We start from the raw sequence: 21,583 nt of genomic DNA on the forward strand, positions 1-21,583 counted from the left end.
ATACCGCTTGAGGAGTGGCAATCGTCTGGAAAGAGCCGACCTGCCCCTGCTCAGTCAACGAGTGCCAATTTGAACTGCCCAAGAGCGGACGTTCGGACGGCGGCTAAGGGCCAACTCCGGTCACCAGACACCGCTCTTCAACAGTCTCAGATAGGTCGAACCCTCCTCATTGCCCTTCCCATGCCGCCCCCTAACTCAGCACCGCCGGCACCGGATCGAACGCCCCCACCACCGCCTTGATCTCCAGCATCCTCGCCATCGCCGGCGGCTTCTTCAGCCTGCCGTTGGCATCGTCGCCCACGGTTCCGCAGACCGGCAGGATGCTGATCTCGTCGTCCATGGCGATCGCGGTGAGGCCGAAGCTGTAATCGGGGAAGTGCGCCTTGAGATGAGCGAGCAGGCGTGGCTTGGCTGCGCCGAATTCCGCCTCCCGGCCGAGCGGCGGGAAGATGACGAACTGCGTGGCGTGTTCGAGCCCGTCGCTCCAATGGCGGTTCATGCGCTCCTCCTGACGGTCGGCACGAGGGTGATGGTCGTGCCGAGCCCGCCGCGCTCGCGGCAGGAGCAGGAGAACCGGTGCAGGCCCATCAGGCTGCGCGTGCCCTGCCCGATCACCTCCCGGATCGCGCCCGGCCCCATCCGTTTCGGGCGCCCGTAATCCTCGCATGGGATGTCCGGCAACGCCCCGATCTCCAGCAGCGAAGGCGACGGGGGTCTGATCAATCGCAGGGCTGCTGCTGGATATGCTGGAGGACGTGCCGGGGCATTGCCGGGGGATGTGCTGCAGGTATGCCAATCACAATCACAATCACCTAAGACAACAGTATCTAACGATCCTGTTGTCATGCGCGCCAAGGCGCTGCCGAACCTGTCCCGATTTTGGATGGCCTGACGGCGGTTCGCTCCGATGGTCATGCGCTCCTCCTGAAGGTCGGCACGAGGTTGATGTTCTTGCCGAGCCCGCCGCGCTCACGGCAGACCGAGCAGGAGAGCCGGTTGTGCAGGCCCATCAGGGTGCGCGTCCCCTGCCCGATCACCTCCTGGATTGCGCCCGGCCACATCCGCTTCGTGCGCCCGCAATCCTCGCATTGGATGTCCAGCGACGCGACGTAAGACAGTTCGGGCCGCTCACCACTTCCCGAATAGGCCAGGCTCATCACAAATCCCTTCAGTTCCTGTTTCGTTCTCATTTAAGCCAGAGGGTGGCGGACAAGTCGAGTCGGTTCGACGGCTTGACCCTGGGGATTGTTAATAACTTTTATTATTGACTGGACGATAATTAAAGTTATTCAATCCCCATCGATCGGAAGGGAAAGCCGCCACCGGCAGGCACCGCCGACCCGAAGGAGAGCGGGATGATGGGGATGAGCGAGACACGTTTCGGAACCACGGCAGGCGAGCGGACGCGCACCGGACGGCCGGCGGATCATGCCTCCCCGCGCTGCGTCAGCCGCGTCGCCGCGCCGGTCGGGGCCTGAGATGGCGCGCAGCTTCCCGGTGAGCATCGAGACGCTGGAACTCGGCCATGACGACCGGTCGGAGGGGTTTTACGAGCTGGTGGTCGCCACCGATGCGGAGGCCACCTTCTTCGATCTCCAGGCGATGACCAGCGACGGCAGGAGCGTCCGAGCCGAGGATTGGCGCTGGGGCATGGCGCAGGAATGGATCGCGATCCAGGCGCTGCGCAAATTCAGCCAGCTGCATGAGGCGATGATCGAGGCGACCAGCCCCGACGCGCGGGCCGCAGCTTACGCCGATTTCACCCGCGCCCGGCGCCTTGAGGCCGCGGAATGAGCGCGTTGGCGATGACAGGCCCTTCCAAACCCAACCCTTCCGAGGATTCGCAGATGACACCGATCGCCATCAGGGACGCCTTGCGGACTATTGCAGGGGAAGCCGGGCCGGCAGCCTGAGCCGATCTCTCGGTCAGCAGCGAGCACCCGGATCAGTCTGCCGTGCGCGGCGTGCTCTACCCCCAGGGTATCGCAGCCGGCCACTGCATCCATGGTCGTGGGCCGGGCTTTGCCGAGGCGCTGGACGATCTCCGCGGCAACTGGGCGCAGGCCCGTTCGCTCGCGGACCAAAACAGCATCCGCAGGATGGCGTTGGCGATCATCGAGATCACCGGCGACCAGGGCGAATGTGCTGATGCCGCGCTCCGCGGCGCCGGCTTCGACCAGGGGCAGATCGAGCGCCTTGGCGCGCTGGCCTGCTCGGAAGCGACCCGGCTCGCCGCCGGCGGGCCGTTCCGGATCATCGCCCTGACCGGCGCGAATGCGCAGGCCGCCGGCCTGCCAGTGCCCGCCGTGATCACCCATGAAACGCCGCTGGGAGGCTGACCGATGGCACCGACCATCCTGGAATATCTGATCGCCGCGCTGGTCGCCCTCATCCTCCTGGGGGCGCTGATGATGCTGTTCATTCGCGTGGTCTTCTGGAAGCCGATCCCCGACGAGGACTGGTCGCAGCACAGCGACGAGCGACGGTTCGACCAGCGCTATCGCGACGCGGGCGAATGATCGGGCTGCGCCAGGACCGCCCCCTCCTGGCCCTTCCCACGTCCTGCCGCGGCCCTGGCGCCGGCAGTCCTGGCTACCCAAGGGCGCATCGAAGCGTATGATGAGCCGCCCCATGTCCGGCGTATCCTTCGACGCGAGGCCCTCTTCTGCTCAGGCTTGAGACCTTCTTCTGCCCAAGGCAGAGACGTTCTTCTGCTCAAGACTTGGCCGGGCGCGGCACCGACAGGCTCTGTGGAGGGATCGATGAAGCCAGGATGGCGTCTCGTGCTCAGTCCCCTCCTCCTGCTCAGCCTTGCCCTGTCGGTCAGCCTTGTTCTCTCCAGCGGTTCCGCCCATGCGCAGCAGGCGGCGCGCAAGCCCGCACGGATCGGCTGGATATCCCTGTTCCCGCTGGCTCAGGTCGAGAGCTATCTTGGCGCCTTCCGGAGCGGCCTCGCGGCCGAAGGCTATGTCGAAGGCCGGGATGTCGAAGTCCTCGCCCGCTCGGCCGACGGGAAACCGGACCGGCTATCGGCCGTCGTCGACGAACTGGTTGGTCTGAAGCCCGATGTGATCGTCGCGCAAGGCACAGCCGTCTTTGGCCTGCGGCGGGTGACCCAGATCCCTGTCGTCTATGGCTTCAGCGGCGATCCCGTCGTGGCTGAGCTCACCGACAGGCTGGCCCGCCCGAGCGGGAACCTGACGGGTGTCAGCTTCATGGCGATCGAGTTGAACGAGAAGCGGCTGGATCTGCTGCGGATGGCTGCCCCCCACGCCAGGAGGGTCGTCCTGATGGGCGATCCCGTCCATCCCGGCGCCGCGCTCGAGATCGCCGCGTCCCAGGCCATGGCAAGCCGGCTCGGGATGGAGCTCCGGTGGGTGCCGACCCGCAACGTCCAGGAGGTCGGCGACCTGCTTGCGAGCCTTGCCAAAAACCCGCCGGACGCGCTCGTGGTGCTGCCTGACAGCGTCATGCTGCAGAGCCGGAGGCAGGTTGCCGCCTTCGCGTCCGAACACCGGATTCCAGCCATCTCCGGCTGGAGCGCATTTGCCCGAAGCGGTGGGCTCCTGACCTTCGGTCCTCGCCTCGAGGAGAGCTTCAAGCGGCTGGCCTATTATACCGCTCGCATCCTCAAGGGAGCCAAGCCCTCCGAACTGCCGGTCGAACGATCGTCCCAGTTCGAACTCGTGCTCAACCTCAAGGCCGCACGTCAGATCGGTCTCACCATGCCCGATACCCTGATCGCGCTCGCCGACGAGGTCATCGAATGATCTCGCAGCGGGGCTGCCACGCGGGCGAGGCCGACCTGAAGCGGGCACGCGCCGATGCGCGTGGCAGGGCTGCGATGGCCCCCGGCCCGATCAAGAGCCGCATCGTTTATCCCCTGAAGCCGCTTTGAAAATCGACAGTTGCCCGGGACTATGCTGAGTTTGTCGCTGTCCGGTCGCGGGGGCTGAGTCGTCATGAGAATTCAGGCATTGCTCGCGCTGGCGCTGGGGGCTGGTCTATCGGCCTGCGCCAATTCCGTGCTGATCGATATTCCCGACGGCATCAATGCCCCGACCGGGCCGATCAAATATTTCCATGAGAAGCTCGGCCTCAACAGCCATCTCCTGAAGATCCATACCAAGCGCGAGTTTGACGAGCCGCGCGCCTCGGTGGTGCTGCGCATGGATTCCTTCGCGAACCGCTATGCGTCGACGATCTGTCCGTTCGGCTTCGACTTCAACGACAATTCCGATCCGCCGGGCGGGCTGACCGACCGCCTGCTGCAGACCCAGAAGACCTATGCCTTCACCTGCTTCTGAGCCCGGGGCGGCCAGGTCATCGGACCGGATATCGTATCCGGTCCGATGACCTGGCCTTCTATGCTTGCATCGGCTTTGCCCCGAAAACCGCAATCCACTTTTCGGGCCGATGCTTTAGGGCGACGGCCTCCTGACCGGCCCACAGAGCCTGCGCTCAGAGCGTTCTGGTGCTCTTCACCCCGAAATAGCAGATGCCCTCGCCGGGCTTGGCCGTACTGCTGGGGAAGATGATGTAGCCGGCGTCGGGCGCCGTCACGGCCTCGCCATTGGCGCGGCGCGCGATCACCTGGCCCTTGGCGAGCGCATCGCCGGTCTTCCAGTCGCCCTCGACCTTGTCGCCCTCGGCCTCGCAGATGATCACCTCAGTGATATGGATGACGGTCCGGCCGGCGGTCGTCGGCGCCGGGGCATCGATCAGGCCGAGATGGGCGAGTGCATTGAGGATTGCGGCATAGCCGATCTCGATCGAGGCCGGATCGTCATGCGAGCCGCATTCGAGCGTCACGCCAAAGCCGCCGGCAAAGCGCATATATTCGGTCGTGCCATAGCCTTCGGTGACCGAGAGGCGCGGCAGGTTCAGCTCCTCGCGGGCCGCGATCAGCCTGGCGTAATTGTCGAGCCAGCCATGGATCACCACCGGCACGCCGAGGCAGGCGGCAAAGGCGCCTTCGGCCTGCGCCTGGCGGAAGGGCTCCAGCTCGCCCTGGTTGTCCTCGGGTCCGAAGAAGACGAAGGGCTCGCCCTCGCCCCGGAAGGAATGGACATCGAGCAAGACCTCATGCTGGCGCAGCAGGGCGCAGATGTGGTTGCCGATCCGGTCCTCGTAATTCGCCGGCAGCGGCTTCTCGCGCATGTCGCGGTTGAGGTTGCGGTCGCCCTCGCGGGTCTTCAGGCGGTAGGCCTTGGGGTTGGCGATCGGCAGGAAAGTGACCTCGCCGCGGCGAATGACGAGCTTGCCGGACCGGCACTCCTCGATGACGCGGCGGATCGCGTTCGGGCCGCAGGTCTCATTGCCATGGACGGCGCCGAGCACGATCAGTTTCGGGCCGGCGGCCAGACCGGTGAAACGGATGCTCTCGAGCGGCCCGTCATCGAGGCCGGCGGCCGCCTGAGGCGCGGATTGGTCTGGCATGGGTTTCGCCATGGTTCTTCTGTCCTTCGGATGATCAACAATGCTGAGGCGGCTCAATCATCGGACAGGACATCGTATCCCGTCCGATGATCCAGCCCTTTGTGTTTGCATCGGCCTTGTCCCGAAAACCGCAATCCGCTTTTCGGGCCGATGCTTGAGGGCCGCTCAGACGAGTTCTGCCGCCCTGATGCAGCGGACCTCGTGCGGGACGGCGTGCTCCTGTCCGACCGAGGCCAGCGGCGGTGTCGGCTGGGCGCGGCAGCCCTCGCGCATCTCCGGGCAGCGCGGGTGGAAGCGGCAGCCGGAGGGCGGCTCCAGCGGGTTGGGCACCTCGCCCGACATCTTCACCGCCAGACCATGGTTGAACGGGTCCGGGATCGCGGCGATCAGCGCGCGCGTATAGGGGTGGCGCGGCTCAGTGAAGATGGTGTGCCAGTCGCCGGTCTCGACGATCCGGCCGAGATACATCACCGCGACGCGGTCGCTCATATGCTCGACGACACCCAGATCATGGCTGATCATGATGTAGGAGAGCGAGAGCGTGTCCTTGAGCTCGAGCAGCAGATTGATGATCTGCGCCCGGATCGAGACGTCGAGCGCCGAGACCGGCTCGTCCAGCACCACGACCTTCGGCTTCAGGATCAGCGCGCGCGCGATGCCGATGCGCTGGCGCTGGCCGCCGGAGAATTCATGCGGATAGCGCTCCGCCTGCTCCACCCGCAGGCCGACATGGCGCATGATCTCGGCGATGCGGTCCTCGACCTCGCTCTTCGTCGTGACGCCATGCATGCGCAGCGGCGCTTCCAGCGTCCGGCGCACCGACTGGCGCGGGTTCAGCGAGGAATATGGGTCCTGGAACACCATCTGCGCGATGCGGGCACGCGCCTTGCGGTCGACGCCGGGCGCCGCGATGTCCTGCCCGTCGAGGATGACGCGGCCGCGCGTCGGCGCCTGCAGGCCGAGGATCGAGAGCGCCAGCGTCGATTTTCCGCAGCCGGATTCCCCGACCAGCCCGAGGCATTCGCCCTTGCGCAGCACGAGATCGACGCCGTCGACGGCATGGACCGTGCGGCGCTTGCCGCCGAACAGCCCGCCGCCGAGATTGAACTTCACCTCGAGGTCCTCGACCTTGAGGATGGTGTTGTCGCCCGTGTCACTCATGATGATGGCACCTCACCAGGCCGTCATGCGGCAGGGGTGTCTCTCCGGGATCCTGCGCCACGCAGATCTCGGTCCTGGCATAGCAGCGCGGGTTGAAGCGGCACCCGTCCGGGAAGGCCGTCACCGGCGGCACGACGCCGGTGATCTCCTTGAGCTTGTGGCGGCCATGGCGGGCGCGCGCACCCAGCAGCGGCAGCGAGGCGACGAGGCCCTTGGTATAGGGATGGCTCGGCGTGCGAAAAACCTCCTGCGCCGGGCGCTGCTCGACGAGGCGGCCGGCATACATCACGCCGACGCGGGCGCACATATTGGCGATCAGGCCGAGATCATGGCTGATCATCAGCACCGCCGTGCCCTGCGCCGCCGAGAGGTCGCGGATCAGGTCGAGAATCTCGGCCTGGACGGTGACATCGAGCGCCGTCGTCGGCTCGTCGGCCAGAAGCAGATCCGGCCGGCAGGCAAGCGCGATCGCGATCATCACGCGCTGGCGCATGCCGCCCGAGAGCTGGTGCGGGTAATCCTTGACGCGCCGGTCCGGCGCCGGGACGCGGACATTGGCAAGGGCCTCGACGGCCTTGCGCTCGGCTTCGTGCCAGGTCGCGCCCTTGTGCAGCACGAACATCTCGGCGATCTGGCGCCCGACCGGCGAAAGCGGGTTCAGAGCCGTCATCGGTTCCTGGAAGATCATCGAGATGGCGTTGCCGCGCAGCTTGCGCATCTCGCCAGCCGAGAGATTCTGGATCTCGCGGCCCTTGAAGCGGATCTTCCCGCCGCCGATCGCGAGCGGGTGGCGCAGCAGGCCGATCAGCGAGAGCGCGGTGATGCTCTTGCCGCAGCCGGATTCGCCGACGAGGCCGAGCGTCTCGCCGCGCCCGATGGTGAAGGAGACATCCTTCACCGCCGGAAAGCGCTTGGCTCCGACGATCAGGTCGAGCCGCAGGTTCTCGACTTCGAGAAGCGCCTCGCCGTTCATGCGCGTCGCGCCCGTGACTGCGGATCGAGGATGTCGCGCAGGCCGTCACCGAGCAGGTTCAGCCCGAGCACGGTGACAAAGATCGCCAAGCCCGGGAAAACCGAGATCCAGGGCGCTGTGGTGATCTGGTCGCGGGCATCCGACAGCATGCTGCCCCAGCTCGGGAAGGGCGGGCGGATGCCGAGCCCGAGGAAGGAGAGCGCAGCCTCGGCCAGCACGGCGCCGCCCATGCCGAGCGTGCCGATGACGATGATCGGCCCCAGGATATTGGGCAGGATCTGCGTCACCATGATGCGGATATCGCTGTAGCCCAGGACCTTGGCCGCCTGGACATAGCCCTGGTTCTTGAGCGAGAGCGTCGAGGCGCGCGAGAGCCGGCAGGTATAGGACCAGTTGGTCAGGCCGAGCGCGATCAGGAGGCTGGTCAGGCCCGGGCTGAGGATCGCCATGATCGCCAGGGCGAAGATCAGCGAGGGGATCGCCAGCATCATGTTGGTCAGGCCGCTGACCAGATCGTCCCACCAGCCGCCCCAATAGCCGGCCGACAGCCCGAGCGCGACGCCGATCACCGTGTTGATCAGCTGCGAGACGATGCCGATCGTCAGCGAGATGCGCGCGCCGTGCAGCACGCGGCTGTAGATGTCACGCCCCTGCGCATCGGTGCCGAACCAGAATTCGCTGCCGGGCGGAACCTCGGCATTCATCAGGTTGGCGTCCATGACCGGATCGGTATGGGCGAGGAAGGGTGCGAATGTACCGGCGACGACGACGGCCGCGAACAGCACGCCCCCGATCACGAGATTGGCTCTGAATTTCATCGGCACCCTCAGGTGTATCTGATGCGGGGGTCGATGATCGCGGCGAGAACGTCCACGAGCATGTTGACCAGCAGGAAGAACAGCACGATCACCAGGATGCAGCCCTGCACCACCGGGATATCGCGCAGCGAGACGCTATCGACGAGCAGCGAGCCGAGGCCCGGCCAGGCGAAGAGCTTTTCGACCACCACGGCCTGGCCGATCACCGAGCCGAATTGCAGGCCGACCGTGGTGAGCACGATGACGAGCGCGTTGCGCGCCAGGTGCCATTTCACGACGCGAAGCTCGCTCATGCCCTTGGAGCGGGCGGTGCGGACGAAATCGGCGTTCATGATCTCGAGCACGGAGGCGCGCGTGGTGCGCGCCAGCAGGGCGAGCGGGGCGACGCCAAGCGCGATCGAGGGCAGGATCAGGTTCTTCAGCGCGCCGTCGCCATAGCCGAAGCTCGGCAGCCAGCCCAAGGTCAGCGCGAAGAGATACATCAGCATCAGGCCGAGCCAGAACTTCGGCAGGGAGAGGCCGGAGACGGCCGCCACCATCGAGACCATGTCGATCCAGCTGCCGGGGCGCAGCGCCGCCAGGAAGCCCAAGGGGACGCCGATCGCGATCGCAAACAGCATCGAGGCGAAGGCGAGCTGCAGCGTCGGCCAGAGACGCTCGGCAATCAGGTGCCAGACCGGCTGGCGGGTGCGGAAGGAGGTGCCGAGATCGAGCGTCACCAATTGCCCGATATATTTCACGAACCGCGTCGCGACCGGCTGGTCGAGCCCGAACTGCTGGTTCATGCGAGCGACGGCTTCCGCATCCATGACGGTGCGCCCGTCAGCCATCTGGCTGGAGGCGAAACTGCCGGGAATGACGCTGAACAGCAGGAAGATCAGCGCCGCGACAGCGAGCAGAATCGGGATCGCCTGCAGCAGGCGCCGAAAGACATAGGACAGCATGCAGAACTCCTGGCCGCGAATTCCTGGCCGCGAACGCCCGGCAGCGAAGGCCGCCGGGCGTCGGGCTGGGATGCGCTCTGGATCACCGGACCGGAACCGTCCGATCCGATGGTCCAACCCTTTGTGTGTGCATCGGTTTTGCCCCGAAAACCGCGATCTGCGTTTCGGGCCGATGCTCCGGGTTACTTCGCGGCCGGGGACGACGCGTCGACCCAGAGATCCTCGTAGTACTGCAGAGCGAGTTCCGTCGCGTTGGGCTGCAGGCCCTTCAGCCAGGGCTGATAGGCCATGACCGCCTTATTGTAGTTGAAGAACCAGACCGGGGCGTCTTCATAGACGATGGCGTTGGCCTTCTTCAGCAGGTCGATGCGCTTGGCCGCATCGTCCGTCGCAGCGGCTTCGTCGATCAGCTTGTCGACCTGCGGATTCTTGTAGGTGGTGTAGTTGCAGGCGCTCTGGGGCGTCTGCGAGTAGAAGCACTTCATCTGGGTCAGCGGATCGGGACCCGAGGTATTCGACCAGATATAGGCCTGGAAGTCGCCCTTCGAGACGATGCCGCCCAAGGCCGAGCCTTCGACCGGCTTGATCTTCACCTTGACGCCGACCTTGGCCAGCATCGGGATCACCGCCTCGACGATCGGAACGCCCCAGCTCTCGTTCGGGGAAGCGGTCCATTCGAACTCGAAGCCATCGGGATAGCCGGCCTCGGTCAGGAGCTTCTTGGCCTTCTCGGGATTGAAGTCGTAGGGCTTCATGTCCTTGTCATAGGCCGGCGAGGAGAGCGGCAGCCAGCCGGTGGCGCGATAGGCCTTGTCACGAACGAGGCGCTTGATGATCAGGTCGCTGTCGATCGCGTGGTTGATCGCCTGGCGCACCCGCTTGTCGGAGAAGGGCTTGAAGTTCGGGTTCATGCCCATGTTGCGGGTGAAGACTTCCGCGACTTCCAGGATGCCCTGCTTCAGATTCGGATCGGCCTGATAAGCGACATATTGCGTCGGCCCCAGGATCGAGACGTCGATTTCCTTGTTGCGGAAGGCGATGTCGCGGGCAGCCGCCTCGCCCATCGGCGAGATCACGACCTTGTCGGCATAGGGCTTGCCGGCCTGGTAGAACTTCTCCCAGCGCTCCAGCACCATGCGCGAGCCCGGAACATGCTCGACGAACTTGAACGGGCCAAGGCCGATCGGCTTGTTGAAGAAATCGGGTTCCTGCGCTTCCTTGGCCGGGAAGATCGAGGTCGTCGCGGTGCGGAACAGGAAGCCGGGATCGGCCTTCTCGATCAGCGTGATCTCGAGGGTGAAGTCGTCGATCTTCTTCAGGCCCGAGATTTCCTTGGCCTCGCCCTTCTGGAACTCCTGGGCGCCCTTGACGCGCCGGACATAGGCTGCGCCCGGATAGTTCTTCGTGGGATCCATCAGCCGGGTGTAGCTCCAGATGATGTCGTCGGCCGTCATCTTGCGACCGTTATGGAAGAGCGCGTCGTCACGCAGCTTGAAGGTATGCACCGTGCCGTCGGCCGAGGCGGTCACGCTCTTGGCGAGTTCCAGCACCGGCTTGTTGTTGGTCGAGTCCCACTTGTAGAGCGCGCGATGCAGCGCATTGCCGTAGATCTCGTCCTGGATCTGGTTCGAGACATGGCTGTCATTGCTGACGAAGGATGCGGCATAGGGCGCCGTGAAGCGGATCGTGCCGCCACGGCGCGGTTCCTGCGCCTGGGCCGAGAACGCCATCGTCAGCGTCAGGGCAGTGGTCAAAGCCAGTCGTTTCAACACGTCAAATCCTCCCAAATTTCCCGTTGATTTTTTTAGTGGCGCCCCCGGTTCGGGGGAGCGCCGGTCAGTCCCGTGCGGAACCTTACTTGGTTTTTCCGGTCTGTCTCCGTCGTCTAGCCGGCTGTCCCCGAGCAATTATCCGGTCAGGCTTTCTGCGCGGCGCGGTCGAACACGACCTTGCCGTTCAGGATGGTGAGATCGCAGCGCGTGTCCTTCAGGATCTCTTCGGGCGCTGCGGTCAAAAGGTTGCGTGAGAACACGGCAACGTCGGCGAGATAGCCCGGCACGAGCCGGCCCTTCACGGCCTCCTGCTTCTGCGAGAAGGCGCCGAATTCGGTATAGGCCTGCAGCGCCTCGTCGATCGAGACGCACTGGGCCTCGTCCATCACCGTGCCGCGCCAGGTCTTGCGGGTCAGCATGGTGTAGAAGTTCGGGAACGGATTGGGGTCGCAGACCGGCGCATCGCTGCCGGTCGCCGGCTTCAGGCCGAGATCGAACCAGGTCCGCAAGGGATAGCTCGACAGCGCCCGCTCCGGTCCGAGCACCTTCACATAGGCATCGCCGAAATCGTAGATGAAGACCTGCTGCGGGCAGGGATAGATGCCGGCGGCGACCATGCGCTCATGCTGCTCGGGCGTCGAGAAGCCGCAATGTTCGATGCGGTGGCGACGGTCCGGGTCGGGATGGGCGGCGAGCGCCTTCTCATAGGCCGTGATCAGCTGCTCGATCGCCGCATCGCCAATGGCGTGGCAGGCAAGCTGGTAGCCCTTCACATGGGCGTCCATGACCTGGCGCTCGCAATCCTCGTTCGAGAGCATCTGCACGCCGGTGGTCTTGTCCTCGCCGAGATAGGGCGCGTTCATCCAGGCGGTGCGGCCGCCGGCCGAACCGTCGAGGAAGAGCTTGACCGCGCCGACCATCAGCATGTCGTCGCCGGAGCCGGAGATCAGGCCGGCATCGTAGCATTGCGGCACGATCGAGCGGCCCTCGTCGCCGAGCAGGGTCAGCCAGGTCCGCACCGGCAGGCGGCCGTCGCGCTTGGCGCGGTGATAGGCCGAGATCTCGCCAAAGGCGCCGCGCTGGCCAACCGCTGCATCCATGCAGCTGGTGATGCCGAGCGAGAGCAGATAATTGCCGCCACGTTCGATGCCCGCGACGAGGTCTTCCTCGGTCGGGCGCGGAATCGCGGCCCAGACCGGAGCGCGGGCATTCTCGGCCAGCATGCCGGTGAGCCGGCCGTTCTCCTGCTCGATCAGGCCGCCGGGCGGGGTCGGCGAGGCCTCGTCGATGCCCGCGAGCTCCAGCGCCATCGAATTACAGATCGAGACATGGCCGCAGGTCCGGATCAGCATGACCGGATTGTTCGGCGCGGCGCGGTCGAGCTCCTCGCGATAGGGATGCCGGCCGGTATCGAGCTTGGTCTGGTCGTAGCCGCGCGACAGGATCCAGTCGCCGGGCTTGGTGCCGGCGGCACGCTTGGCGATGGCATCGAGCAGGGAGGCGAGGTCGGGCGCGACCGCCGGGCGGGCGTCGACCCAGTCCCTGGTCATGCCGAGCGAGACGAGATGCAGGTGGGAATCGTTCAGGCCGGGCGTGGCGAGCCGGCCCTCGAGATCGATCACCTTGGTGCCTGGGCCGATCAAGGCGGCGATCTCGGCATCGCTGCCGGTGGCGAGCACCCTGCCCTGCCAGATCGCCAGGGCCTCGACGATGCCGTCCTCGCGGCCGCACCAGATCGGGCCGTTCCTGAGGACGAGATCGGCCTGCAGCCGGGCGCGGTTAGCCGGGGTTTGAGCGGAGAGCGTCATGGAAACTCCGAAATCCTGTAAGGCCTATGGTCCGAACGTCACGCCGGAGGCCAAGCCCCCGGCCGGGCGCTAGATGTCGTCGAGCGGGAAGATCGGCCGGCGGACGCTCTTGTAAGGGCGTTCCTTGAAATTGCGCGTCGCGAGCGCGCCGGTGTCGACCTCGACCACCTCGCGGGCGATCGGCTCGAAGGCGGCACGGAAATGCTGCATCGACTTGACGATGACAGTCGATTTCCGCGTCGGGTCGACGCCGAGCGAGGTGAACTGCGCGAGGTCGGTGGCCTGGCCGTTATGGGTGATGATGATGAGCTCGACGCCGCCGATGCGCAGCATGGCGCTGAGCCCGTAGCTGCGCCAGGCGCCGCCGCCCATCGGGCCATAGGCGATGAAATGGCCGTCGGTGATCGAGACGACGCGGCCGGTGACCTCGAGCGGGCCGCCGCCCATGCTCGGGTCGACCTTGCCGCCGAGCATCAGCGTCACCGTGTTGCCGACGCCGGCAGCCTGCGCCTGCAGGGCGGCCTCGCCGTCGCAGATCGCGTGGAAAGCGACATTCTCCAGGCCCGACGCCAGGACCGCGCGCAGCAGGTTCGTGGCATCGCCATAGGCGCCCGCACCGGGGTTGTCGGAATAGTCGGAGATCACCAGCGGCTTGCCGGGCTTCCCTTCGCCAGCTTTCGCCTTCGCCATGGCCTCGGCCAGCGGCGTGAAATGGATCGAGGAGAAATGCCGCTGCTCCCAGGCATAATCCATCAGCTCTTCGGCGATGGCCTGGGCTTGCTTCCGGTCATTGGCGGTGACGACGACGGAGGGGCCGATATCGTGCACGTCGGCCGAGGAGAACCCGGCCTGGACGCTGACGACCAGCGCCTCGCCCTTGGCCTCGATTTCGTCGCCGCGGCGCAGCAGCTCCTTGAACGGCGGGGAGGTCGTGCGCCCACCATCGAGAGCGTAGAGGATTGGCCGGCGGGCAACCGCGGCGGTCGGCGTGATCTCGCCATCCATCGCCTTCTGCAGCAGCTCGGCCGCCTGCCAGGTCCGCTCATACTGGTCGATATGCGGATAGGTCCGGTAGGAGATCAGCGCGTTGGCGCTGTCGGCCATCAGCTCTGTCAGCGTCGCGTGCAGATCGAGCACCGCGACGACCGGGACGGACGGGCCGACCTTGGCGCGGATGCGGGACAGCAGCTCGCCCTCGCCGTCATCGGAGCTTTCCGTCGCCATGGCGCCATGGAGATGCAGCAGCACGCCATCGACGCCGGCACAGGCCGCGACGATCTTGCCTGCGCACAGTTCAAAGGCCGCATCGGTGACGCGGCCTGAAGGATTGGCATGGGCGACGATTGGGTGGGTGAGGCTCCAGCCGAACTTCTCGGCCGCCTCGAAGGCTGCGCCGAGCGAAGTCCGCGTGCCGCTGAAAGCCGGGGGAATCTCGTTGTCGAGATAGAGGCCGGCGTTGCGAAAGACCTCTTCCCCGGTGAGCTGAACACTGAATGTGTTCGTCTCATGCATGAACTCTGCGACCAGAACCCGTCGTGCCATAATCCTCGTGTCCCTCCCGGACCCTTTTCGACTCTTTTTAACGGTCGTTCGGGTCTATGCCAGTTGTGTACAGCATGCGCTCCCTGCGTGGAGCGCCTGCCGTTCGTCGCAAGCGCGGCCTTAGGCCGCGCGGCTGCGCTCGATTTCGCCCTTGCCGGGGGCGCCGTCTTCGGCCCGCGCATGGGCTTTGCCGAAGCGGTTGGCGAGGAAGGAATCAAGCGTGATCTCTTCCTGACGGACGAAGCCCTGCTGCGGCAGCGCGCCCTGCGCCAGCATGTCCAGCACCGCGCAGATGCCCGAGGCCGTGGTGATCTGGATGGCGCTGCGCGTCACGCCGCCGACGGTGGCGCTGTAGACCTTGTTGGCATAGGTCTGCTGCAGCAGGCGGCCATCCTTCATGCCGCTGACGGTGACGAAGATCACGACAACGTCCTGCAAGGTGCTCGGCAGGGCGTTCTCGAAAATGTCCTTCAGCACGTCGCGGCGGTCGGCCAGGCGCAGGTCCTGGAGCAGCGCCTTCATGATCGCGCAATGGCCGGGATAGCGAATCGTGCGGTAGTTCAGCGTCCGGACCTTGCCGGCCAGCGTCTCGCAGAGCGTGCCGAGGCCACCCGAGGTGTTGAACGCCTCATAGGTGACGCCGTCGAGCGAGAATTCCTCGCGCTCTTCCATCGCCGGGACGAGGGTCAGCTCGCCGTTGACGACCGCTTCGCAGGGTTCGCAATACTCGTTGATGACCCCGTCCGTGCTCCAGGTCAGGTTGTAGTTGAGCGCGTTGGAGGGGTATTGCGGCAAGGCGCCGACGCGCAGCCTGAGGCTGTCGAGCGCGTCGAAATCACGCGCCAGATCGGCGGCGACGATCGAGATGAAGCCCGGCGCCAGGCCGCATTGCGGGATAAGGGCCGCCTTCGCCGTCTTGGCGAGTTCCTTGACGCGCCTCGTGCTGGCGACGTCCTCGGTCAGGTCGAGATAATGGACGCCAAGCGGGGCCGCCACTTCGGCGATCCGCGTCGTCAGATCGAAGGGGGCGGCGCTCAGCACGGCGAAACGGCCTTCGAGCAGGGCGGTCAGCGCTTCCTTGTCGGCGATGTCGACCTTGCGGGTCGAGACCGTGGCGCTGGTGCGGATGCCGGCGAGCTGCGTCTCGGAGCGGTCGGCGACCGTGACGCGGTAATCCCCGCTGCTGCCGAGCATGTCGGCGATGGTCTGGCCGATCTTACCCGCGCCAATAACGACGATTTCCTTCATTGTGGCGCTCCGTGCGTTCGTTGATGCCCTATGCTGGCTGACGATTTCGTCGAATAGAAGCGGCCATCACGACGATTCATATGGGATTTTACGGCGTTCTGCCGTAAGTACTCAGCATTATGCCGATCGACCGCACAGACAGACAGCTCCTCATCCTGTTGACCGAGAACGCCCGGGCGCCCGTGGCCGAGCTCGGCCGCCAGCTCGGCCTCTCGCGCACCACGGTGCAAAGCCGGATCGAGCGGCTGGAGCGGCGCGGCGTCATCACCGGCTACACGGCGCGGCTCTCCGACGAGCATGAGCGCGGGCAGGTCAAGGCCCATGTCCTGATCACCGCACTGACCAAGCTCGCTCCCAGGGTCGAGGCGGAGCTGCGCCGCATTCCGGAGGTCCGGACCCTGCATTCGGTCAGCGGCCATTTCGACATGATCGCGATCGTGATCGCGCCATCGATCGGCGAACTGGACGAGCTGATCGACCGGATCGGTGCGCTCGACGGTGTCGAGCGGACGATGTCGTCGATCATTCTCTCGACACGCGTCGAGCGCTGAGCCCTCGCCTGCTCGCGGCAATCGCGCGCTCGTATCCCGCCACAATCGGGCGTACACTCACGGCCAGGGGAAAACTGCGGTGGGAGAAGAAGATGGCAGGTGACGACCGTCGGCCACGCGTCTGGCATGACGTACACAGCGTGCAGGAGGCCCCGCGCGAAAGGCAGAAAGCCAGCGGGCGAATCGCAGCGGAAGAAGCTGCGGCACGCAAGAAGATCGAGGCCTTGCGAGCACAGAGACTGGCGAAGGAAGCGGCAGAAGCTCCACCCGAGCCCAAGCCGGCCGCCCGCAGCAAGCCCAAGGCGACAGTGCCCTAGGTCCGACAGCGTCCTAGGTCCGACAGCGTCCTAGGTTCGGCCGATATTCGACCCCGGAGCCATCGAACGCCGCAGGGCCTTGCGATGGAGCCGGGGTTTTTGTTGTGCCGGGGCTGAGAGGCGCGTGCCGCTCGCCTCGATTCGCCGAAGCGTTCAGGCCTGGTCGAGCCAGTCCGTCAGCAGCCCGATATCGGCCTGCGACAGGCCATGCCCCGCCGGCAGGATGCGGTGCTCGACCGTCGCACCATTGCCCGACAGCGTCACAGCAAGCCGTCCGGCATCAGATGCCGGAATGATCGGATCCTGCGCTCCCGACAGCATCAGCACCCGCTTGCCGGAGAGATCCGCCGCTGGCGGCTCCTTGAAGGGCGACATCGCCCGCAGCAGCGCCGCCCCGGCCAGCACCTCGGGGCGCAGCAGCAGCAGGCTCGCCGCGATATTCGCCCCGTTCGAGAAGCCGACGGCAATCGGCGCGGCAAGACCATAGCGGCGGCGCGCGTCCTCGATGAAATCCGCCAGCTCATGGGTGCGGCGGCGCAGGTCGGCCTCGTCGAAGACGCCTTCGGCGAGCCTGCGGAAGAAGCGCGGCATGGTGCCTTCCAGCACCTGGCCCCGCGGCGAGAGCAGGGCGGCGCCGGGCGCGACCATGCGGCCGAGCGGCAGCAGGTCATGCTCGTTGCCGCCGGTGCCATGAAGCAGCAGCAAGGGCTTGCGGGCGGCATCGCTGCCCGGCTCGAAGGCATGGATGAAGGGTGTGGTCGCGACAGCGTCCAGCATGGGTCACTCCTCGATAACGGCAGGGAACGGCCCTGCCCCGTCAGCGCGACGAGGCAGGGCGTGTTGCTTGGTCAGGTGTCGTCAGGCGAGTTCCGGCAGCACGGCCTCGATACGGCTGCGCTGCGCCTCGTATTGCGGCGGCAGCTTCAGCGCCTGGCCGAGGCTGTCGCTCGCCTCGTCGATGCCGAAGCCCGGCACGTCGGTGGCGATCTCGAAGAGGACCCGGCCGGGCTCGCGGAAATAGACGGAGCGGAAATAGTTCCGGTCCCGCTGCTCCGTGGCGCGGATGCCATGGTTCTCCTTGAGGCGGAGCACCATCGCGGCCTGCTCGGCGTCCCCCGCCGCCCGGAAGGCGATATGGTGCACCGAGCCTGCGCCCTGGCGCGCCGGCAGGAAGCCGCCGGCGGTGCGCAGGTCGACAATCCCACCAAACGCAGCTCCCTCAGTCCGGAAGCGGGTCACGCTTCCTTCCCTGGCGATCTCGGCAAAGCCGAAGATGTCGCTGAGGATCGCGCCGGTCGGCGCCGCATCCTCGAGCAGCAGGCTGACCGAGTGGAAGCCGCGGATCGCGTGCTCGGCCGGAATCGCGCCGCCCGTCCAGGCCGGCTCGGCGGCAATGCCGGGCAGGCCGATCAGTGCAAGCCGCATCCCGTCCGGATCCCGGAAGGGCAGCACGGTTTCGCCGAAACGCTTCTGCGGCGCCTCATGGGCGACGCCAAGCTCGACGAAGCGATGCGTCCAGTAGCCGATCGCCCCCTCCGGCACGCGAAAGGCGGTTTCCTGCGTCTCGCCGACGCCGAGTCGGCCCGGAGCCGCATGCTCCCAGGGAAAGAAGGTCAGGATCGTGCCAGGCGAACCGCCCCCGTCGCCATAATAGAGATGATAGCTGCTCGGATCGTCGAAATTGACGGTCTTCTTGACCAGGCGCAGCCCGAGCACGCGTCCGTAGAAATCAAGGTTGCGGCGCGCGGGGCCGGAAATGGCGGTGACGTGGTGGATGCCGTTGACCTGCATGGCCTGTCCTCCGGAAGGGCTTGAGGCGAGCGCCTCGTTCCGGCCAAAGATCGGAGTGCGGCAGGCAAAGCGCCAGCCCGAAGACATTGCATGGAAGCAATGAATATCTTGGCATCTAACAATTTGCATTGCAGACGGGAGAGGGCATTTTCAGTGCCGAGACCAACCCGGTCCCCTGCTCCTGGAGATGCAATCATGATCGACAATCGCCTCGCCCCTTACGGCGCCCTCGGCCTGCGTGTCGCGCTCGGCCTGATGTTCATCGCCCACGCCTATCTCAAGCTTGCCGTATTCACCCCCGCAGGTTTCGCCGGCTTTCTTGGCCAGGTCGGCTTGCCCGGATTCCTCGCCTGGCCGATCATCCTGGCCGAGTTCATTGGCGGCATCGCCATCCTGACCGGTTTCTATGGTCGCCTCGTCTCGCTGGCGCTGCTGCCGGTCCTGCTGGGCGCCCTGATGGTGCATGCTCCGAATGGCTGGCTCTTCACCGCGGCCAATGGCGGCTGGGAATATCCTGCCTTCCTGGCGCTGACGGCGCTGGCTCACGGCCTGATCGGCGACGGCGCACTGGCTCTGCGCCCGGTGCGGTTCAGCCCCCGCGGTGTGGTCGCCACGGCCTGAGCGCCGGAGAGAGACGATCGGTGAGCGCGGGCAGAAGGCCCGCGCCAAGTCTTCCCGATCACCACCGCATGGCCTCGATCACGTTTTCTGCGTTTGGACGAGGTCGTCCAAACGCAGAAAACGTGATCGACTTTCATGGTTTGGAGCATGCTTTATGCGAAAAACCGTTGCCACTTTTTCGCAGCATGCTCTAGCGCCATGACGGCGGCGGACGCATGATAAGGACGAAAAGCGGATGAGCGGCACGAGCAAGACCCTCGCCTGGGACGATTTCCGGCTGATCAAGGCGATCGCCGAAGCCCGCGCCCTTCCGGCCGCCGCCAGCCTGATCGGCCTGAACCATTCCACGGTATTTCGTCGCCTCGGCCAGATCGAGGACGGGCTTGGCCTGAAACTGTTCGAGCGGCATCGCAGCGGCTATGTGCCGACGCCCGCCGGCGAGGAGATGGTGCAGCTCGCCGGGCGGCTGGACGAGGACATCACCGCCTTCACCCGCAAGCTCGCCGGGCAGGAAATCCAGCCCGCCGGCGAATTGCGCGTCACCACCAACGACACCCTGCTGGTCGACCTGCTGACCCCGGTTTTTGGGGCCTTCCTGCAGCAATGCCCCGAGATCCGCCTCGACATCCTGCTCAGCAACCAGGCGCTGAACCTTTCCAAGCGCGACGCCGATGTCGCGATCAGGGCGACCGACAATCCGCCCGAGACCCTGGTCGGCCGGCGCGGCGCCCGCATCGCCTGGGCGCTCTACGGGCTGGCGAGCCGCTTCCCGCCCGATGCCGATACCAGCATGGAGACGCTCCGGGACCAGAACTGGATCTCGCTGGGCGACCAGTTCGCCTGGCTGAAAGCCGTCCGCTTCCTTCAGGATTACGTGCCGCCCGAGCGCATCGTCTACAAGGTCAACACGGTGCTCGGCCTGGCCGAGGCCGTCGAGGCGGGAATCGGCATCGGCTTCCTGCCCTGCTTCATCGCCGACACCAAGCCGGCCCTCGTCCGCCTGGCGGCGCCCGATCCCGAATTCGCGGCCGATCTCTGGCTGCTGACCCATCCCGATCTCAGGCACTCGCCGCGCGTGCGGCTCTTCCTCGATTTCATGGCGGCCGAGATCGGCCGGATGAAGCCGCTGATCGAAGGCGAGCGGGCGGTCGCTGCGCGGGGCAGCTGAGCACGGCACTGACAGTCGGGTTCCCTTACGACGTGGCTGGCGCTAGGCTCTCGTCATGGAGATGCTTATCCCCCTCGCGATCGGGCTCAGCCTGATCTGGCTGATCGGCCGCGGCGCGCCCTGGAACGCCAAGCTGATCACATTGGCGATCACGCTCGCCGTGGTCTTGCTGATCGTGCTGCTCGAAAGAAGCGGCAACTGGCCTGACGCCTTCCGCAGATGACACCGGTCAGCAGGTGACGCCAGCCAGCACCTGACGCTGGTCAGGAGACCAGCTTCAACCCGACGATCCCCGCCACGATGAGCGAGATGCAGGCGAGCCGCAGCGCACCCGCCGGCTCGCCGAGCAGCACGATCCCCAGTGCCGCCGTGCCGATCGTGCCGATTCCGGTCCAGACCGCATAGGCGGTGCCGACCGGCAGCGTCTTCAGCGCCAGCCCGAGCAGGCCGAGGCTGACGACCATGCTGGCGAGCGTCAGCAGGGTCGGCACGAGCCGCGTGAAGCCTTGCGTGTATTTGAGGCCGATCGCCCAACCGACCTCGAACAGGCCTGCGACGAACAGATAGAGCCAAGCCATGGCAGCGCGCTCCGCGTGGGAAGGGGGCCAGTCGGGACAGGGCAAACGCGTCCGCGCCCCGGGACGCGGCAGAAAACACCGCCCTTCGTCCAAACTAGGCCGCGCCTCTGCCGGCTGGGAAGGAGCGCGCCGCCGCGGCCGCCCCTGCGCGGCTCTCATGGCCCGCCCGCTTGGCCCGCTTCCATGGCCCGCTTTCATGGCCGGCTCCCTTGGCGGCACGGAGCCAATCTACCCCTACGTAAGTCTTGTGCATAAGGCGCGTGCCGGCCCCGGGCGCTCCGCGCGCCGCATGGCGCCGTGAGCAGGCGCTGATTACGGGCATTGCACCGGCATTGCGCCGGGAGGGGCACAAGGGGCTACGCAGAGATGAATCTGGGGAAATGGGTGGGCTTGATTGCGGTCGCCGGGATTTTGGGCGGCTGCGCCACTGTCACACGGGGTACGACAAGCCAGGTTACGATCGACAGCGTTCCGCCAGGCGCGGACGCGCGCACATCGACCGGGCATAGCTGCCCATCGACGCCCTGCACGATCGAGGTCAGCCGCAAGTCGGAGTTCACGGTCAGCTACAGCAAGCGCGGCTTCCACGACGCCCAGATTCCGGTCTCGACCCGGATCGCCGGGGCCGGGGCTGCCGGCTTCGCCGGAAACGTCATCGTCGGGGGTGTCGTCGGAATGGGCGTCGACGCCGTGACCGGCTCGACGCTGGAGCATTACCCCAATCCCGTCATCGCCACGCTGGTGCCGGTCAAGGTGGAAACCGGGACGCACAGCACGCGCTTCAGCCGCCGCCTGCGCGCGGCAAGGGCCACGCCGGTTTCCTGATCTCCGGGGAAGACAGCCAATCGCGAT

General features: G+C 66.1%; 27 protein-coding genes. 12 read left to right on the top strand and 15 right to left on the bottom strand.

The features are described from left to right. Window positions 1–190: 190 nt before the first annotated feature. The 3 genes from BIWAKO_RS01035 to BIWAKO_RS01040 all read right to left on the bottom strand — a co-directional run bounded on the left by BIWAKO_RS01035 (window position 191) and on the right by BIWAKO_RS01040 (window position 1,157). The gene (locus tag BIWAKO_RS01035; RefSeq protein WP_069876958.1) at window positions 191–499 is read right to left on the bottom strand and encodes a hypothetical protein; all 309 of its coding nucleotides are present in this window, start codon (window positions 497–499) and stop codon (window positions 191–193) included. Next, window positions 496–681, bottom strand: coding sequence for a hypothetical protein (locus BIWAKO_RS35155; protein ID WP_141739928.1), 186 nt, complete (start codon window positions 679–681; stop codon window positions 496–498). Before BIWAKO_RS35155 ends, BIWAKO_RS01035 begins: the two co-directional genes overlap by 4 nt. Before the next feature lie 230 nt (window positions 682–911). Continuing rightward, window positions 912–1,157 (bottom strand): hypothetical protein, encoded by a 246-nt coding sequence (locus tag BIWAKO_RS01040; RefSeq protein ID WP_069876959.1) that lies wholly within the window; start codon window positions 1,155–1,157, stop codon window positions 912–914. A gap of 322 nt (window positions 1,158–1,479) precedes the next feature. Between BIWAKO_RS01040 and BIWAKO_RS01045 the strand changes: the two genes are divergently transcribed. The 6 genes from BIWAKO_RS01045 (at window position 1,480) to BIWAKO_RS01060 (ending at window position 4,307) form a co-directional block, all read left to right on the top strand. Next, window positions 1,480–1,794 carry a hypothetical protein gene (locus BIWAKO_RS01045; protein WP_069876960.1) on the top strand — a complete coding sequence of 105 codons (315 nt, stop codon included), beginning with the start codon at window positions 1,480–1,482 and terminating at the stop codon, window positions 1,792–1,794. Window positions 1,795–1,955: 161 nt separating this feature from the next. Continuing rightward, complete coding sequence (locus BIWAKO_RS01050) at window positions 1,956–2,339, top strand: hypothetical protein (RefSeq protein ID WP_069876961.1); 384 nt, start codon at window positions 1,956–1,958, stop codon at window positions 2,337–2,339. Window positions 2,340–2,342: 3 nt separating this feature from the next. Further along, window positions 2,343–2,519, top strand: coding sequence for a hypothetical protein (locus tag BIWAKO_RS35840; RefSeq protein WP_176733238.1), 177 nt, complete (start codon window positions 2,343–2,345; stop codon window positions 2,517–2,519). Between the two features lie 264 nt (window positions 2,520–2,783). Beyond that, window positions 2,784–3,770: an ABC transporter substrate-binding protein gene (locus BIWAKO_RS01055; protein WP_176733239.1), complete on the top strand. Its 987-nt coding sequence runs from the start codon at window positions 2,784–2,786 to the stop codon at window positions 3,768–3,770. Continuing rightward, complete coding sequence (locus BIWAKO_RS37065) at window positions 3,767–3,898, top strand: hypothetical protein (RefSeq protein ID WP_274533571.1); 132 nt, start codon at window positions 3,767–3,769, stop codon at window positions 3,896–3,898. Before BIWAKO_RS01055 ends, BIWAKO_RS37065 begins: the two co-directional genes overlap by 4 nt. A gap of 64 nt (window positions 3,899–3,962) precedes the next feature. Next, window positions 3,963–4,307, top strand: a complete 345-nt coding sequence (locus BIWAKO_RS01060; protein ID WP_069876963.1) for a hypothetical protein — start codon at window positions 3,963–3,965, stop codon at window positions 4,305–4,307. A 154-nt stretch (window positions 4,308–4,461) separates the two neighbouring features. Here BIWAKO_RS01060 and BIWAKO_RS01065 read toward each other — a convergent pair whose 3' ends face one another. From BIWAKO_RS01065 to BIWAKO_RS01105, 9 genes are all read right to left on the bottom strand, one after another. Then, entirely contained in the window at window positions 4,462–5,439 is a 978-nt protein-coding gene (locus BIWAKO_RS01065) for a succinylglutamate desuccinylase/aspartoacylase family protein (RefSeq protein ID WP_069882057.1), read from the bottom strand. Between the two features lie 165 nt (window positions 5,440–5,604). Continuing rightward, the gene (locus BIWAKO_RS01070; RefSeq protein WP_069876964.1) at window positions 5,605–6,600 is read right to left on the bottom strand and encodes an ABC transporter ATP-binding protein; all 996 of its coding nucleotides are present in this window, start codon (window positions 6,598–6,600) and stop codon (window positions 5,605–5,607) included. Further along, window positions 6,593–7,573 carry an ABC transporter ATP-binding protein gene (locus tag BIWAKO_RS01075; protein ID WP_069876965.1) on the bottom strand — a complete coding sequence of 327 codons (981 nt, stop codon included), beginning with the start codon at window positions 7,571–7,573 and terminating at the stop codon, window positions 6,593–6,595. The genes BIWAKO_RS01070 and BIWAKO_RS01075 overlap by 8 nt, the downstream gene beginning before the upstream one ends. Beyond that, window positions 7,570–8,391, bottom strand: coding sequence for an ABC transporter permease (locus tag BIWAKO_RS01080; protein WP_069876966.1), 822 nt, complete (start codon window positions 8,389–8,391; stop codon window positions 7,570–7,572). The genes BIWAKO_RS01075 and BIWAKO_RS01080 overlap by 4 nt, the downstream gene beginning before the upstream one ends. An 8-nt stretch (window positions 8,392–8,399) precedes the next feature. Continuing rightward, window positions 8,400–9,335 (bottom strand): ABC transporter permease, encoded by a 936-nt coding sequence (locus tag BIWAKO_RS01085; protein WP_069876967.1) that lies wholly within the window; start codon window positions 9,333–9,335, stop codon window positions 8,400–8,402. A 182-nt stretch (window positions 9,336–9,517) separates the two neighbouring features. Then, window positions 9,518–11,104 carry an ABC transporter substrate-binding protein gene (locus BIWAKO_RS01090; protein WP_371332151.1) on the bottom strand — a complete coding sequence of 529 codons (1,587 nt, stop codon included), beginning with the start codon at window positions 11,102–11,104 and terminating at the stop codon, window positions 9,518–9,520. Window positions 11,105–11,250: 146 nt separating this feature from the next. Next, window positions 11,251–12,915, bottom strand: a complete 1,665-nt coding sequence (locus BIWAKO_RS01095; protein WP_069876969.1) for an amidohydrolase — start codon at window positions 12,913–12,915, stop codon at window positions 11,251–11,253. Between the two features lie 69 nt (window positions 12,916–12,984). After that, window positions 12,985–14,457, bottom strand: coding sequence for a M81 family metallopeptidase (locus tag BIWAKO_RS01100; RefSeq protein ID WP_069876970.1), 1,473 nt, complete (start codon window positions 14,455–14,457; stop codon window positions 12,985–12,987). A gap of 120 nt (window positions 14,458–14,577) precedes the next feature. Continuing rightward, window positions 14,578–15,750, bottom strand: coding sequence for a saccharopine dehydrogenase family protein (locus tag BIWAKO_RS01105; RefSeq protein WP_274533608.1), 1,173 nt, complete (start codon window positions 15,748–15,750; stop codon window positions 14,578–14,580). Between the two features lie 74 nt (window positions 15,751–15,824). On the opposite strand from BIWAKO_RS01105, the gene BIWAKO_RS01110 reads away from it, so the two are divergent. Then, window positions 15,825–16,256, top strand: coding sequence for an Lrp/AsnC family transcriptional regulator (locus BIWAKO_RS01110; protein ID WP_043239300.1), 432 nt, complete (start codon window positions 15,825–15,827; stop codon window positions 16,254–16,256). A 92-nt stretch (window positions 16,257–16,348) separates the two neighbouring features. Further along, a complete protein-coding gene (locus BIWAKO_RS35160) occupies window positions 16,349–16,573 on the top strand; it encodes a hypothetical protein (protein ID WP_141739929.1) in 225 nt (74 codons plus the stop codon). 153 nt (window positions 16,574–16,726) lie between these two features. Here BIWAKO_RS35160 and BIWAKO_RS01115 read toward each other — a convergent pair whose 3' ends face one another. Both BIWAKO_RS01115 and BIWAKO_RS01120 read right to left on the bottom strand, forming a co-directional pair. Continuing rightward, complete coding sequence (locus BIWAKO_RS01115; protein WP_069876972.1) at window positions 16,727–17,350, bottom strand: alpha/beta hydrolase; 624 nt, start codon at window positions 17,348–17,350, stop codon at window positions 16,727–16,729. Between the two features lie 81 nt (window positions 17,351–17,431). Further along, window positions 17,432–18,364 (bottom strand): ring-cleaving dioxygenase, encoded by a 933-nt coding sequence (locus BIWAKO_RS01120; protein ID WP_069882058.1) that lies wholly within the window; start codon window positions 18,362–18,364, stop codon window positions 17,432–17,434. 195 nt (window positions 18,365–18,559) lie between these two features. Here BIWAKO_RS01120 and BIWAKO_RS01125 point away from each other — a divergent pair, with 195 nt between their 5' ends. From BIWAKO_RS01125 to BIWAKO_RS35845, 3 genes are all read left to right on the top strand, one after another. After that, window positions 18,560–18,985, top strand: coding sequence for a DoxX family protein (locus BIWAKO_RS01125; RefSeq protein WP_069876973.1), 426 nt, complete (start codon window positions 18,560–18,562; stop codon window positions 18,983–18,985). 235 nt (window positions 18,986–19,220) lie between these two features. After that, the gene (locus BIWAKO_RS01130; RefSeq protein ID WP_069876974.1) at window positions 19,221–20,153 is read left to right on the top strand and encodes a LysR family transcriptional regulator; all 933 of its coding nucleotides are present in this window, start codon (window positions 19,221–19,223) and stop codon (window positions 20,151–20,153) included. Between the two features lie 55 nt (window positions 20,154–20,208). Beyond that, window positions 20,209–20,376: a hypothetical protein gene (locus tag BIWAKO_RS35845; protein WP_176733240.1), complete on the top strand. Its 168-nt coding sequence runs from the start codon at window positions 20,209–20,211 to the stop codon at window positions 20,374–20,376. A gap of 40 nt (window positions 20,377–20,416) precedes the next feature. Here BIWAKO_RS35845 and sugE read toward each other — a convergent pair whose 3' ends face one another. After that, the gene (sugE, locus tag BIWAKO_RS01135) at window positions 20,417–20,731 is read right to left on the bottom strand and encodes a quaternary ammonium compound efflux SMR transporter SugE (RefSeq protein ID WP_069876975.1); all 315 of its coding nucleotides are present in this window, start codon (window positions 20,729–20,731) and stop codon (window positions 20,417–20,419) included. Between the two features lie 366 nt (window positions 20,732–21,097). Between sugE and BIWAKO_RS01140 the strand changes: the two genes are divergently transcribed. Next, window positions 21,098–21,556 carry a translation initiation factor 2 gene (locus BIWAKO_RS01140; protein WP_069876976.1) on the top strand — a complete coding sequence of 153 codons (459 nt, stop codon included), beginning with the start codon at window positions 21,098–21,100 and terminating at the stop codon, window positions 21,554–21,556. The last annotated feature ends 27 nt before the right edge of the window (window positions 21,557–21,583 follow it).

This window comes from Bosea sp. BIWAKO-01, assembly GCF_001748145.1.
Classification (GTDB): domain Bacteria; phylum Pseudomonadota; class Alphaproteobacteria; order Rhizobiales; family Beijerinckiaceae; genus Allobosea.